This window comes from Halobaculum marinum (genome assembly GCF_029338555.1).
In the GTDB taxonomy this organism is placed as follows: domain Archaea; phylum Halobacteriota; class Halobacteria; order Halobacteriales; family Haloferacaceae; genus Halobaculum; species Halobaculum marinum.
Genome location: NZ_CP119989.1, coordinates 2809560 through 2823373, shown reverse-complemented (window position 1 = coordinate 2823373; position 13814 = coordinate 2809560). Strand labels below are relative to the sequence as shown.

Below are 13814 nucleotides of genomic sequence, written 5' to 3'. Positions count from 1 at the left end.
CGACTGCGGCGGGGCCGCTCAGGCGTCGATGTCGGGTCGCGTGTAGAACTCGACGCGGGCGCCGCCGTCGTCACCGGTGCACGCGCTCACTCGCCAGCCTTGCGCCTCCGCCAGGTCGCGGACGATGGCGAGTCCGAGTCCCGTCGCCTCGGCGTCGGCGGTGGCGCCGTACTCGAACAGGCGGTCGGGGTCGGTCGTGTCGAAGCCGGTGCCGTCGTCTGCGACGTAGAAGCCCGCGGCGTCGTCGAGCGAACCGACGGTGACGGTGACGCCCGACTCGGCGTGCGCGACGGCGTTACCGAGGACGTTCTCGAGAATCGTTCGGAGTCGGTCGGGGTCGGCCACGACCGTTACGTCGGCGGGACACCGGACTGCGCCCGGTTCGTCGACCGCCTCCGCCACCTCGCGAGCGACCGCGGACACCGACACCGATTCGCTGGAGCCGGCGGCCACGCCGCCGCGAACCATGTCCAGCAGGCAGTCGATGAGCCGGTCCATCCGTTCGACGGCCCGCGTCGCCGCCGCGAGGTGGGGGTCGTCACCAGGCGTGCCGTCGACGTACTCGAGGTGGCCGGCGGCGATGGTGACGGGGTTGCGGAACTCGTGGGCGACCACGCCGGCGAAGCGGTCGAGCCGTTCGGTCTTGCGTTCGAGTTGGCGCTCGCGCTCGGCGCGCTCCAGCGCCGCCTCCGTGTTGGCCGCGAGCACCTCCGCGAGGGCGATGTCCTCCTCGTCGATGGCGTTCGGTTCGAGCGTCCCGAGTGCGATCACCCCGCGGTCGCCGAGCGGGCACACCAGGATGCTCCCCTCGCCGGAGAGGTCCGTGGCCCGCGCGTTGTCGATGTCGCTCACCCGCTGGTACACCCGCGGTTCGCCGGCGTCGAGGGCGTCCCAGTGGACGCACTCGCCGCGGCGGTACTCCTGTCGCTCCCCGGCGATGTCGACGACGGCGTCCGCGTAGGCGACGGGGACGAGGCGCGGCGGCGCCGGTTCGAACAGTCGGACGCTGTTGAGTTCGAAGCCGAGCACGTCCGTCGCGGCCCGGGTCGCGACCGACGCCACCGCCGACGCGGACTCCGCGCTCATCATCCGTCTCGTCGCGGCGTGGAGGCGTCGGAGCGCTTCGGCGTGGACGTGCCGGAGTGCTTCGGCGTGACCGCCATCTCCGTCGCTCGTGGTCCGCTCGCGTGCCCTCCGTGTCCCCTCCGACATGTGGTACGGGCGCCGCTCGGGAGTCGGATCATTTGAGAGTAACGGTGGCCGCTCCACCGCGACTCACCGTGTCAATGCGGTCGATCCCGGCGCATTCGGGCGATCCGGTCGCCGCTCTCGTCACCTGGTTGTCGAAAGGTTTGAACCCGGTGCCGCGGTACCGGGTCACAACGTGGATCGACGCACGGTGGCCACCGCGGCGTTGGCCCTCCTCGCGGTGCTCGCCCTCGGCGTCGCCGCCGCGACGCTCGACTCGGCGACGACGACCGCCAGTGGCGGCTTCGGCGCCGGCCCGAACGTCGACGAGGGCGGCCTCGGCAGCGGCGAGTCCGGCCCCGCCGGTATCGACGGCGGCGGCGGCGAGACGCAGTTCTCGGTGAACGTCTGCGTCGCCTTCCTCACCGACCCGCGCGTGCAGGCCGCGCTCCTCGCGCTCGTGGGCGGCTTCGTCGTCGCGATGTACCGGACGACTCGGTCGTGGCTCCTCAGCGCGTTCTCGGTCGCGGCGGTGTCGTTCCCGTTCGGCGTGCTGTACCTCGCGCTCATCTCGTGCGGGTCGACGCCGACGGAGACGGCGCTGGCGCTCGGCGCCGGCGCGGCACCCAACGAGTCGCTGCTCCCCGGCGGCGGGGGGTCGGCGGGCGCGAACGCCGCCGGCGAGGCGCTGTCGGCGCCGACGGTGCTCGTCGGCCTGCTCCTGTTCGTCGCCATCGCCGGGAGCGTCCTCCTGCTGTTCGTCTCCACCGGCGACGACGAGACGCCGGTCGCCGACCCGGCGCCGGAACCGCCCGCACCCGAGCGCCGCGCCGAGGTGGGCCGGCGGGCCGGCGCGGCGGCAGACCGGCTGGAGTCGGACGCGGACCTGGAGAACGAGGTGTACCGCGCGTGGCGGGAGATGACGGGCGCGCTCGCCGTCGACAACCCCCGGGCGACGACGCCGAAGGAGTTCGCCGACGCCGCCGTCGAGGCGGGGATGGCCCGCGCGGACGTGGCCGCGCTGACGGAGGCGTTCGAGGCCGTCCGCTACGGAGACGCGCCGGTCACCCCCGAGCGCGAGACGGCGGCGGTCGAGGCGCTGCGACGGATCGAGGCGGCGTACGCGGGCGACGACCTCGACGCCGAGGCCGTGGGTGGCAGCGGCGACACCGACCCGAACGGAGGTGACGCACGGTGAGACTCTCCGCCGTGGTGGGCGTGGCGGCGGTGCTGTTCGGCCTCGTGGTCGTCCTCCAGCGCGGCCTGGCGGGACTGTTCGACCTGACGTACGTGTTCGTCACCGGGGCGGGCGCGCTGGCACTGGTCCAGGGAATCCGGTACGCGAACGAGGCGCGCGGCGCCGACCGACGGGCCGTCGAGACGGGCGACCCGGAGGACCGCTACGAGGTGCCGACGCCGGGCGACGAGACGGACGCGCTCGTGTCGACGCGGGGGTTCTCCCGCGCGAGCATCAAGCGCCGCCGCGAGTTCCGCACCCGCCTCCGGCGCGTCGCCGTCGAGACGCTGCGCGCCCGCGGCGACTACGCGGGCGACGCCGTCGAGGCCGCCGTCGACGAGGGGACCTGGACCGACGACCCGGTCGCCGCGTGGTTCGTCGGCGCCGACGTGTCCCTCCCCCCCGCGGCGCGCCTGCGACGACTGCTCGGGTCGGACGTGGAGTTCCGCTTCGGCGTGGCTCGCACCGTCGACGCGCTGGCGGCGGCCCGCGTCGGTGACGCGCCCGAGTCGAGCGTGGCCGCCGAGTCGCGAACGGGACGGCTCGTGGACCGCGTGCGACGAGTGGGGCTGGAGCGCCTCGACGCCGCGCGCGACGCACTCACGGAGGGCCGGCGGTGAGCGACGCGCGCCGCGGCGGCGACGCGAGAGCGACGAACGGGCGAAACGTCGCCACCTTCGACCGCCTCCGGGCGGCGGGCGTCGTCCCCACCGGGCGGTGGGCGGGGATGGCCGCGCTCGCGCTCGTGCCGGTCGGGATGGGCGTCCTCCTGCGACACCCGCCGCTGGTGCTCGTGGGCGCGCTCGGCGTCGCCTACGCCGCGTACGCACGCGGCGACAGCGCTCCCGAGGTGACGGTGGCGCTGGAGCGAGAGCTGTCGGACCCGACGCCCGACCCCGGCGACGAGGTGACCGTCACCGTGCGCGTCCGCAACGACGGCGAGCGCGTCCTCCCGGACCTCCGGGTCGTCGACGGCGTCCCGGCGGCGCTCGCGAGCGAGTCGCCCGCCCGCCTCGGGACCGCGCTCCGCCCCGGGCGGACCGCCACGCTCCGCTACCGCGTGACGGCGGTGCGTGGGATGCACGAGTGGGACCCGGTCCACGTGCTCGCGCGCAACCCCAGCGGCTCGCGCGAGCGCGACACCCGCATCGACGCCGAAGGTGCCACGACGATGCGGTGCACCCCGGAGTTGGAGGCGTCGTCGTCCCTCCCACTGCGCGGGCTGACGACCGTCTACTCCGGGCGGGTGCCGACCGACGTCGGCGGCGCGGGCCTGGAGTTCCACTCGACGCGGGAGTACCGCCACGGCGACCCGGCCAACCGCGTGAACTGGGCGCGCTACGCGCGGACGGGGACGCTCTCGACGCTGGAGTTCCGCGAGGAGCGCGCCGCCACGGTCGTCGTCTGCGTCGACGCCCGCGAGGAGGCGTACCTCGCGCCCGACCACGAGTCGGCGAACGCCGTCGAGCGGAGCGTCGAGGCGGCCTCGCAGGCGGTGCCCGCGCTGCTCGACAGCGGTGACCGCGTCGGCGTCGCCGCGTTCGGTCCCGGCGACTGCTGGCTCGCGCCGGGCGTCGGCGACGACCACGCCGTCCGCGCACGCGAGTTGCTTGCGACGCACCCGACGCTGGCGCCGACGCCCAGCGGCGAGCGGTTCCTCGCGACGACGTGGGTGCGTCGCTTCCGGCGCCGGATCCCCGCGGACGCGCAGGTGCTGTTCTGCACGCCGCTGCCGGACGACTACGCCGTTACGGTCGCCCGGCGGCTGGACGCCTACGGCCACGCCGTGACCGTCATCTCGCCGGACCCGACCGCCGACGACACACCGGGTCGCCGCCTCGCGCGCGTCGAGCGGGCGAACCGCGTCTCGCGACTCCGCGCGGCGGGCATCCGGGTGCTCGACTGGGGCGACGAACCGCTGGCGACGGAGTTGGAGCGCGCCGCCGCGCGGTGGTCGCGGTGACGGTCACCCGGAAGCCGCCGCGTCTCGGCGTCGCGCTCGCGTCGCTCGCGGCGGGGGTCGGCGCGGCCACGCTCGGTCTCGTCTCGGCGCCCGCCGGCGGGGTCGCAGGTGTGGGCCTCCTGCTCGTCGCCGCGGGCACGTTCGTCGGCTCGCGCCGGGTGCTCGGCTACGGCGCCGTCTCGCTCGTCGCCGCGCTCCTGGTGGCGGGTGCCGTCTCGACCGCTGGACCGGGCCCGATGCTGGTCGGCGGGCTGGCGACGGCGCTGGCGTGGGACCTGGGTGAACACGCGATCGGACTCGGCGAGCAGTTGGGTCGCGAGACAGACGTGCGCCGGAACCTCGCGACCCACGCCGCCTCCTCGGTCGCGGTCGGCGCCGTCGCTGGCGCGGTGGCGTTCGGCGTGTACGTCTCGGCGGCGGGCGGACAGCCCGTGGTCGCGCTGGTGTTCCTGTTGATGGGGGCGGTCGCGCTGGTGAGCGCGGTCAGGTAGCCCGAACGGGGATCGGACCGCCTACTCCGCGGGCTCGGCTTCGGACTCCTGCACGGTCGGCACCTCGACGCGGTCGAGCACCGCCTGCAACACGTCGGTCTTCGCCACGTCGTCGACCTTCGCGTCCGGCGTCAGGACGAGGCGGTGGGCGAGCACGGGCGCGGCGACACGCTTCACGTCGTCGGGGGTGACGAACTCCCGGCCCGCCAGCGTCGCCGCCGAGCGCGTCGCCTCGAACAGCCGCTGGGTGCCGCGCGGGGAGACGCCGACCTCGACGCGGCGGTCCTGCCGCGTCGCGCGGGTGATCCCCGCCATGTACTCCAGCAGGTCGTCGTGGACGCGCACCGCCTCGGGTGCCTCGCGGGCGCCGACGACGCGCTCCTCGTTCAGCACCGTCTCGACGCTGGGGTCCTGCTCGACGCGCCCGGCGCGCCGGCGGAGCAGTTCGATCTCTCCGTCGAGGTCGGGGTAGCCCATCGAGGTCTTCACCGAGAAGCGGTCGAGCTGTGCCTCGGGGAGCGGGAAGTTGCCCGCCTGCTCGACGGGATTTTGCGTCGCGATGAGGAAGAACGGGTCGGGCAACTCGTAGGTGGTGCCGTCGACGGTCACCTGCTCCTCCTCCATCGCCTCCAGCAGCGCCGCCTGCGTCTTCGGTGGCGCGCGGTTGATCTCGTCGGCGAGGACGACGTTCGCGAAGATGGGGCCCTGGGAGAACTCGAACTCGCCGGTGCCCTCGTCGTACACCGTCGTCCCCGTCACGTCGGAGGGGAGGAGGTCGGGCGTGAACTGCACGCGCGAGAACGACAGACCAAGCGCAGTCGCCATCGACCGCGCGGTGAGCGTCTTCCCGGTGCCGGGCACGTCCTCGATGAGCACGTGGCCTCTGGAGAGCAGGCCGAGGAGGATGTCCTCGAAGAAGGCGTCTTCGGCGACGATCGCGCCGCGGAGGGTGTCGAGCACGTCCGCACAGGCCGCGCTCGCGTCGGGAACGTCCATGGCGAAGGCCACACCCGACACGGAATAAGTCTCGGGGTTCCGACACGGGACCGCGTGGCACACCCTCGCTGAACCGAAACGGTTTACAGGCTCACCGCCGGACGTAGAGGTGAGCCGAGGTAGCCTAGCCTGGCCAAGGCGGCAGATTCGAAATCTGCTGTCCATTCGGACTCGGGAGTTCAAATCTCTCCCTCGGCGCTTCTCAGACGACACCACACGGCGAGCACCTCGTGTGCTCGCATCCCGTGTCGTCGGTGTCGACGGTGTGAGACGATGTGAACCGACGAGTCGCAGCGCGAGCGAACGGAGAGAGCGAGCGACCGTCTCGGTGAAGTTCAAATCTCTCCCTCGGCGCTTCTCTCGCGAACCTCACTTCGAGTGCCTTCCGTAGTGGTCACCCCCTGGCCACGACGGGGCCTCCATTCAGCGATCTACTGTCGAGACCGCGTCGGCCGCGACGCGACCGGCTGCGAATCCCATGGCCGCGAGCACAGTCGCCGCCAGCACACCACCGACCCCCGTGTACGCGAACACGGAGACCGAAAGCCGCTGATCGCCGCCTACGAGCGTGAATGGGAGCGTCCACGCGAACCCGAGTACCGGGCCAATGGCGACGATCCAACCGATGATAAACTGTCCACCGCGATATGAAATCGCCGCACTGAAGACAGGCACGTACGTCTGAATCGCTTGGATCGCTCTGTGAACTGGTATTAATTACATATTATATATGGTGGAATGACAGAGAAGAAGATCTGCAAACCTGTCGGTCGTGTAGCTCACATATAACAACAATCCGGGACTCAGATTTCATCCCGTTGAATGAGCAGTCTTAGTACCGGTGTCGCTCGGAGTAACCAGTACCTCTCTCTACTCGGTCTGTGCCTCCTACTCCTCATTGCAGGGTGTGCCGCCTTACCGTTCGGTGGCCCATCCGAACAAGAACGTCCAGTCACAGTTGTACTCAATAATTCAGTAGACGAGACTCACACATTCACCGTGTGGGTAGTCAGTGGAGAGGTTCACCCCGATAGCATCACTATTTACAAGAAGAACGGTGAAGTCGATCACGCATCGCCCGGCGAGGGGCTTTCGACCTACCAAATCGGTGGGGATTACGGGTACGTGACGTCGGTCGAACCACCGCCAAACCGCTCCCGACTCCACGGTCAGTACACACTGTCTCCCAAAGAAACGGAGCAACTTCTAATCGAGAACTTCACTATCGGCTCTTCGATAGTAATCAGCTTTTCAGAACGAGGGAGGGTGATCGAATTGACGATCGCGAACTGTGCCGGACGACCGTTGGTCGGACTGGAATTGGCTGTCCGTACCACCCCCCCGGGAGATCTCATCGCCTCATACGGGTGTGGTTGATCCAATCCACTCACCTGTCTCTACCAACGTGACCGCTTTTCTCCAGACGCGTGCCCGGTGACCAATTAGCGCCCTGTACTTAGCGAAGCGATCCACCACATCGAGGCGGGCCCTCACCATCTGATTTGGTGTGAAACAGCCGCTCAGTAGGTGTGCTTATTGAGCGCCAAGAACTTAGAAACACTCCATAGGAAGTCCCCATTCGATTGGATCAGGATCCAGTTTCGACTCATCCTCTTGGTACCCGGTTTTACTTGCTCGAAGTACCACAGCGTCGTCGATGTAGTAGGAGGCATAGATGGTCGGTGAATCAGCCTCGACTTGGCTGTCACCCTGAGTATATCCATGACTGTACGGACACTTCAGACGTGCAATCGCCGCGTCTTCCGGAGCCTCGTAGGTCCATGTCTCGTAGATGAAAATAGTCCCATGGTCAAGATTGTCCCCGTATTCGGTGTATAGATCGTTTAGCCGGTACGCGCGTTCGTACTCCTTTACGTAGGAGAGAAGTGTTGATTCATCCGTCAAGGACTCCGGGCGCTGTGGATAGGTGTATCGCTCGTCCTCGCCCGGCGGGTCATCGTCGGATGACGGTTCCGGCGGTCGGTGAGTAGTCTTACAATCATATACAGGAGTTTCTGTTACTGTCTGGGTCGAAGTATTGCTTTGTGTCTCATTCGGTGACGGAGATCCTGTTCCCGTTGACGGCTCCGAGGTGCCACCCAAACAACCACTCAATAGCGTACCAATACAACTACTGCCAGCGAGGAGGGCATGGCGGCGTTTCATTTCGAGAACTTTCCAAACCCCTCCGGTAAGTGCTTTGTCTGTACTTACCGAAGAGACACACCATTGAGGCGAGTTCTCACCACTTGATTTGGTGTGAAACAGCCGCTGAGTAGATCTGCGTATCTACCGTAATGTCTCGTGTTGAGTCATCGATCCTCCGAGCGGAGATAGTATGCACTTCCCATTAGAATGAGCGCAATAGTTATGCCGATGAGAAAGAAGGGGCTCGGAGATGCATAATCTCTGCTGAAATACCATAGTTCACCCAGCATCAGTACTGTTCCAGCTACAAGCGCGACACTTACGACGATGGGCCAACTGCGAACTTCGCGCCATTCATTGGTGAATCGATCTGAGCTCTGGAGATTTGCACTTCGTGTAGCTACCAGAATAGCCACTCTGAATGATATAAGCGAGAGAACAACTATCCAGAGTCCGATAAATACTGAATCAGGCCCGGACAAAATGTCCGTAAAGAATTCGTACCCGAAAGACACCCCCACATAGAGAATAACGCCTCCGAAAAGACCCTCACCCAAGTGTAGAAGAAGTCGAATTCGACGAGAACGCTTCGGTCCCTCTGGCAGTACATCTACCTCACCCTTCGACATAATTGGTGATCACGCGATTTCCCGCTATAATTATTCATGCTGTATCGGTCAATCGGAAGCGATGTGAACTACGTGCCCTGTACTTACCGAAGAGACACACCACATCGAGGGTGTTCAAGCCACCAGATTTGGTGTGAAACAGCCGATCAGTAGGTGTGCTTAGTTATCGATCATCGGACTAACCTATGAGTACGAAGCGACTATTGACGGGGATTGAACCTGAAGCAGATGTATGAGCAAATGCACCCTTGAACCTCGGTCTCCACGACTCTTGGACGATCACTCCTGCTATTAGCCACGCCCGAAATGAAACGTCTACATGACTACACGGATAGATTCGACAAATATGACGCCCTCATCATCGCTATAGGTGCACTTCTCGGATTCCTCACGTGGGTCTATCTTCCAGAGATAATGGGTCAGTCCGGGCAATGGTCATGGCTCATGTCACGGATCCCAGACCAGATAAGGGAGATATCTCCCGCGGAGTTCAATGTCGTCGGATTCCTCGCCAGCCTGCTCGTGAGTGGATTCGTCACCGGCGGGCTCTACTCTGGGGATTCAAGAGGAGCGATGATACGAGGATACGTGGCCGGTGTTGCGTCGCTCCTCGTGCCAGCACTCCTCGGAGTACTTTTCATCGCGATAGTGTTTCTCGTCCCGTTAGCCCTCGAAGGTGCCGTCGGGACCGTAGTGATACTGGTCATTTCCGGCATTCTCGGGGGTGGACTCACGACGATCATCGTACTAGTCCTCTCCGTTCTGGCAGGCATCGCCGCTGGATTCGGCCACTTCGTCAGAGAGGGAATTCTTAGTTTGTGATTGACCGTTTCTCGTGCTTCCGTGATTAGTCGTCTACCTGTACGTAGCGGTTTAGTGGTTCATCTGTATACAGTGAGCAGACTCCTAGAAATGGTAGTCTTCGAGTAATTCAACAGGGCAGAATCGCCATTGTACTTGGGTTTAGATGCCAACCGTCGATTAGCTTATACACTAGGACAAATTGAGAGCCGACTGTGCCCTCACAACCCCGGACGGACAACGCGGGCCGCATCTACTTATACGAGAGCGGCCGGCTGAACGTCCGGGTTGATGACGACCACCCAGAACAGTACAGAGGAAAGGAACTCCTCTGGCATGCTGAATACCACTATCACAGTCACGATCGACCTGAAGTGGCGGACATTATCGCCGAGATGGATGTTGTCTCTGGCGATTATCCGACCATCTCTGGCGGGTGGGTAGACGAGCGCTCTGAGTGGCATCGTAACACGAAACAACTGAACGTGTGGGTACTCGCCCACACGTACCGGCTACTGAGAGATTGGGGAGAAGACCGTCTCTCGCGGTGGTTCCATGACAATCCCGAGTACACACGCAAGTTCGGCTTCGTCGGTGACGGCGGCGGTCTCGGGCGCTTTACACCGAAGCGGCCTAGTCAGTCACGGCTCTGGGAAGTGTGGAATGAAGTGTTTAGTCCCGTTGAACGTGAGCTTTGTCAGGAGATCGCCCAAAGCGTCTATCTCACGCTCTGCGAGCACAATTTTCCGTTGCCGAAAGGCCCGTTCAAAGTAGAAGACCGTGATATCGACAGCGAACCGGGCGAACAGAAACTCCTCGCTGAGAAAACCAAAGAAGTGTGGAAGCAGACAAAGCCGTTCGTCACAGACAACTTCCACCTCAACCGCGGATCGAACGCCAGCATTCACGAGAATGCGTTCTGGGAGCAGCATGCCTACATGGGGATGCGCGAGGATATGTTCGCACAATCTGGGCAGCACTCGTTTTTCATCGACAGCGAGCGCGACCTGACGCCGAGTGCGTCGAACCACCGCTACCAGCTTCAGAAACACTCTGTCGAGGAGATACGGTCGATGCTGCGGGAAACAACGGCCGCGTTGATAGCCCGCGCTCGCCATGACTCCGAACTGGTCGGAAAGCTCACCGTCGCCATCGACATCACGAAGGGGGCACCGTGGACTGGCGAGAGCGAACGCGACGAGGACGGAAACCTGACCGAACCGTGGATACTCGGCTACAAGGGCGGCGAGAAGCACTTCCAGTGGGCGACCATCCAAGTAGTCGGGCACGACATCCCGCTCGTCCTCGACGCCGTTCCCGTCCACCGTGGCTTCTCGCGGGCAGACATCGTGGACGAACTCCTCGGGAACGCACTCGATCTCGTCGGCGGGATCGACCTCGTGATGATGGACCGTGAGTTCGACTCGGACGACATCAAAGACGTGTGCGACAACCACGGCGTCCACTACCTGAACCCGGCGCGAAAGCACGCCTCGGAGAAGGCGACGTGTCGCCGGATGCGTAACTCAGGGAAGCGCGTCCACGTAAAGACGCAAAAGACCGTCGTGGAGGGCAATGATCGTCAGCGGATGTACCTGCCAGCAACGAACTACGACCTGTTCGCGACCGACGACGCCGATGTTGGCGATGACGAAGCCGAGTACCGGCAGGAGTTGGTGGACGAGTTCGCCGACATCGTCGAGGCCGACGACGCCGGGGGCTCACCGTTCGACGACCTCGTGGATGACCTTCGCGAAGAGGAGGACATCCCCGACGACAGCGAGGCAGCGCAGGCGTACGCGCTCTTCGAGACAAACCACCCGTCGTTCCAGCCCGATGAAGCCGAGACGGGCAAGGAGCTGCTCGACGGCGTTCACACCATCGTCAGGCGGTATCGGTACCGCTGGGGCATCGAGAACGGCTACAAGAAGCTGAAGAAGTTCCGCGTGCGCACTACGTCGAAGGACCACGGCTATCGCTTTTTCAACTTCGCGTTCGCGTGTGTACTGTACAACGTCTGGCGGCTGGTGGACCTGCTGGTGAAGTTGGCTATCGACGGCGAGAAGGCCGACTACGCGCCACGCGTTGACGCAAACCAGTTCCTCACCGTGTCGAAGAAGTTCTACGGATTGGACCCTCCCGACTGACGCCTGTTTGTCCTCGTGGTAGCTCGGTCGTGAGCAGCGGCGCTGTTCTGTGGTTGTACTTTCGGTGGGTCTGAAGCAACAGCACCCGCGCCGTGACTAGTCACGGCTCGTTCGCCGCCGTTGAGTGGTGTGTCTCGACGCCGATCATCGCCAGTTCCGACCGATTCAGAACGTATCTGCCTGCCTTCTAGCCGCACAGACCGCGACGACCGCCGCCGCGCCCGACCACACGATGGCCGACTGGACGCCCGACGGCAGGCCAATCGCGACCACGCGGTGGGCAGTCAACGCCGCGAAAACCGCCAGAAGGGCCGCGAGGGATGCGAACGCGGCGACTCGCGTCTCGCTTCGGAACACATCGACTGCCAGTTCGCGTCCGAAAAACGTCTTGCGCCCGGGGTCGCCTCGGCGACCGCGTTACGTGGACGCCGCGGCCTCGATCAGTTCCTCGTAGTCGGGTTCGTTCGTCGGGTCGTCGGCGATCCAGTCGTACACGACCTGTCCGTCGGAGTCGACGACGAACGCCGCCCGGTTGGCGACGTCGTACAGCCCCAGGTCCGGGATGTCCATCGTGAGGCCGTACGCGTCGATGGCGTCTCCGGGCATGTCGCTGACGAGGTCGAACGCCAGGTCGTACTCGTCGGCGAACGCCCCCTGCGAGAACGGCGAGTCGGCGCTCACCCCGAACAGCGTCGCCCCCGCCTCGACGAAGCGGTCGTGGTGCTCCTGGAGCGCGACCATCTCGTTGGAACACGGCGGCGTGAACGCCCCCGGGAAGAACGCGAGGACGACCGGGCCGTCGCCGAGATGTTCGGCGAGGTCGAACGACTCGTGCTCGCTCCCTCTGTACGTCGCGGTGAACGTCGGCGCGTCGTCGCCCGTGGTTACCATGACAGCCGATCGTTGTGTCGGTGCGACTGTAAGCGCTCCTCGGTTGTTCGGATCGCTGGAACCCGACCGCACAACGCAGTTGGCCGCTGAATTCGCTCCTACTCTCCGCCGTCGGTGTACGCCCCGAGCGTCCCGGGGGTCCCCTCGTCGCCCCCGCGGAGGCGGCGGCGGCGCTTGTCGTAGGCGCCGTCGAGGTTCAACAGTTGCCGCTGGCGCGAGACGAGGTACGCGTCCACGTCGCTGCGGTCTGCGGGGTGGGCGGCGTGGATCCAGACCGGGCGGTCCGCGCCCGTCGAGAGCCCGTCGGCCCACGCCTCCGCGGCGGCGCGGTCGCCGAACTCGCGGCGGACGCCCTCGTGGAGCACGGCGTGGCCGACCGCGGCGTTGGCCTTGCGAGCGGACGGCTTCACCTCGACGACGTAGCTCACGCGGGGCGCTACGGCGGCATCCGATAAATACCTCCGGAGACGCGACGCTGCCTGTCCGGCGCGAGCGGGCGCTACAACAGGTGCGAGAAGTTCCACAGGCCGATCAGCCCGAACCACGTCGCACAGCCGAGGTAGACGGTCGCGCGCAGGCCGGGGACGTACCACTCGGGCGTCTCGCCGTCGACGAGGCGGTCGATGAGCACCCCCGCCTCGGCGAGGACGCCGACGACGACCATCGTGATCACCGTGAGCAGGGCCATGCCGCCGACCGGACCGAGCCACGCCATCAGCGCCCGCGAGAGCGGGACGGACTCGTGCACGGAGTCCGAGAGGTGGAGCACGACCACCGTCGAGACTGCGTCGAGTCCCTTGCCGGCGAGTAACGCGGCCGCGAGGGTCGCTCGACGCATACGCGCCGCTACGGAATCAGCTGACATAACGCTACTCGCCGTGGCGGGCCGTTCGGTGTGGGGTCGTTACTCGACGACTTCGATCTGGTCACCGGGCTCGACGTCGTCGGCGGCGCCGGCGGGCAACTCGATGATCGTGTCGGCGGTCCCCCAGCCGAGGCCGACCCACGGGCGGAGGCGCTTCACCTTCGTCACCTCACCCTCGACGAGCCAGACGGCGTCGATGGCGAACGGGACGAACAGCATGTGGAGGCTCCGCGAGTCGGCCTCGTCGAACTGGAAGACGAGCCCGTAGTCGTCGGGCACCGAGCGGCGGAACATCAGCCCGCGGGTCTGGGAGACGACCGTATCCGCGACGTCGACGTCCGTCGCGAGGACGCGCTCGCGGGGGGGCGACGGGTCGCCCTCCTCGGGATGGATGGCGCCCGAGCGGTGGATCAGTCGCACGCCGGGTCGTGGACGGGCAGGCGGTATGAACGTACCCC

General features: G+C 65.8%; 14 protein-coding genes and 1 tRNA gene. 7 read left to right on the top strand and 8 right to left on the bottom strand.

The window, feature by feature from the left end; translation table 11 throughout:
• Positions 1-18: 18 nt before the first annotated feature.
• A complete protein-coding gene (locus tag P0R32_RS14765; protein WP_276237792.1) occupies positions 19-1212 on the bottom strand; it encodes a sensor histidine kinase in 1194 nt (397 codons plus the stop codon).
• Positions 1213-1384: 172 nt separating this feature from the next.
• Between P0R32_RS14765 and P0R32_RS14760 the strand changes: the two genes are divergently transcribed.
• The 4 genes from P0R32_RS14760 to P0R32_RS14745 are packed head-to-tail and all read left to right on the top strand — an operon-like array spanning position 1385 to position 4879.
• Positions 1385-2386, top strand: coding sequence for a DUF4129 domain-containing protein (locus P0R32_RS14760; RefSeq protein WP_276237791.1), 1002 nt, complete (start codon positions 1385-1387; stop codon positions 2384-2386).
• Complete coding sequence (locus tag P0R32_RS14755; RefSeq protein WP_276237790.1) at positions 2383-3045, top strand: DUF7269 family protein; 663 nt, start codon at positions 2383-2385, stop codon at positions 3043-3045. Before P0R32_RS14760 ends, P0R32_RS14755 begins: the two co-directional genes overlap by 4 nt.
• Complete coding sequence (locus tag P0R32_RS14750) at positions 3042-4388, top strand: DUF58 domain-containing protein (RefSeq protein ID WP_390219141.1); 1347 nt, start codon at positions 3042-3044, stop codon at positions 4386-4388. The genes P0R32_RS14755 and P0R32_RS14750 overlap by 4 nt, the downstream gene beginning before the upstream one ends.
• Positions 4385-4879: a DUF7519 family protein gene (locus P0R32_RS14745; protein WP_276237789.1), complete on the top strand. Its 495-nt coding sequence runs from the start codon at positions 4385-4387 to the stop codon at positions 4877-4879. The genes P0R32_RS14750 and P0R32_RS14745 overlap by 4 nt, the downstream gene beginning before the upstream one ends.
• A 21-nt stretch (positions 4880-4900) precedes the next feature.
• Here the strand turns inward: P0R32_RS14745 and P0R32_RS14740 are convergent, their stop codons facing one another.
• Positions 4901-5875, bottom strand: coding sequence for an AAA family ATPase (locus P0R32_RS14740; RefSeq protein WP_276237788.1), 975 nt, complete (start codon positions 5873-5875; stop codon positions 4901-4903).
• A 113-nt stretch (positions 5876-5988) separates the two neighbouring features.
• Between P0R32_RS14740 and P0R32_RS14735 the strand changes: the two genes are divergently transcribed.
• A tRNA-Ser gene (locus P0R32_RS14735) sits at positions 5989-6073 on the top strand.
• A gap of 1353 nt (positions 6074-7426) precedes the next feature.
• On the opposite strand, the gene P0R32_RS14730 is transcribed toward P0R32_RS14735, so the two are convergent.
• Positions 7427-7780, bottom strand: coding sequence for a hypothetical protein (locus P0R32_RS14730; RefSeq protein ID WP_276237787.1), 354 nt, complete (start codon positions 7778-7780; stop codon positions 7427-7429).
• A 1178-nt stretch (positions 7781-8958) separates the two neighbouring features.
• Here P0R32_RS14730 and P0R32_RS14725 point away from each other — a divergent pair.
• A complete protein-coding gene (locus P0R32_RS14725; protein ID WP_276237786.1) occupies positions 8959-9474 on the top strand; it encodes a hypothetical protein in 516 nt (171 codons plus the stop codon).
• Positions 9475-9668: 194 nt separating this feature from the next.
• Positions 9669-11600 carry a transposase gene (locus P0R32_RS14720; protein ID WP_276237785.1) on the top strand — a complete coding sequence of 644 codons (1932 nt, stop codon included), beginning with the start codon at positions 9669-9671 and terminating at the stop codon, positions 11598-11600.
• A gap of 165 nt (positions 11601-11765) precedes the next feature.
• Here P0R32_RS14720 and P0R32_RS14715 read toward each other — a convergent pair whose 3' ends face one another.
• The 5 genes from P0R32_RS14715 to P0R32_RS14695 all read right to left on the bottom strand — a co-directional run bounded on the left by P0R32_RS14715 (position 11766) and on the right by P0R32_RS14695 (position 13776).
• Positions 11766-11957: a hypothetical protein gene (locus P0R32_RS14715; protein WP_276237784.1), complete on the bottom strand. Its 192-nt coding sequence runs from the start codon at positions 11955-11957 to the stop codon at positions 11766-11768.
• A gap of 60 nt (positions 11958-12017) precedes the next feature.
• A complete protein-coding gene (locus P0R32_RS14710; protein WP_276237783.1) occupies positions 12018-12491 on the bottom strand; it encodes a redoxin domain-containing protein in 474 nt (157 codons plus the stop codon).
• Between the two features lie 98 nt (positions 12492-12589).
• Positions 12590-12919 carry a DUF8081 domain-containing protein gene (locus P0R32_RS14705; protein ID WP_276237782.1) on the bottom strand — a complete coding sequence of 110 codons (330 nt, stop codon included), beginning with the start codon at positions 12917-12919 and terminating at the stop codon, positions 12590-12592.
• A gap of 71 nt (positions 12920-12990) precedes the next feature.
• Positions 12991-13329 (bottom strand): hypothetical protein, encoded by a 339-nt coding sequence (locus P0R32_RS14700; RefSeq protein WP_276237781.1) that lies wholly within the window; start codon positions 13327-13329, stop codon positions 12991-12993.
• Positions 13330-13395: 66 nt separating this feature from the next.
• Positions 13396-13776 (bottom strand): DUF192 domain-containing protein, encoded by a 381-nt coding sequence (locus tag P0R32_RS14695; RefSeq protein WP_390219148.1) that lies wholly within the window; start codon positions 13774-13776, stop codon positions 13396-13398.
• Positions 13777-13814 lie beyond the last annotated feature (38 nt).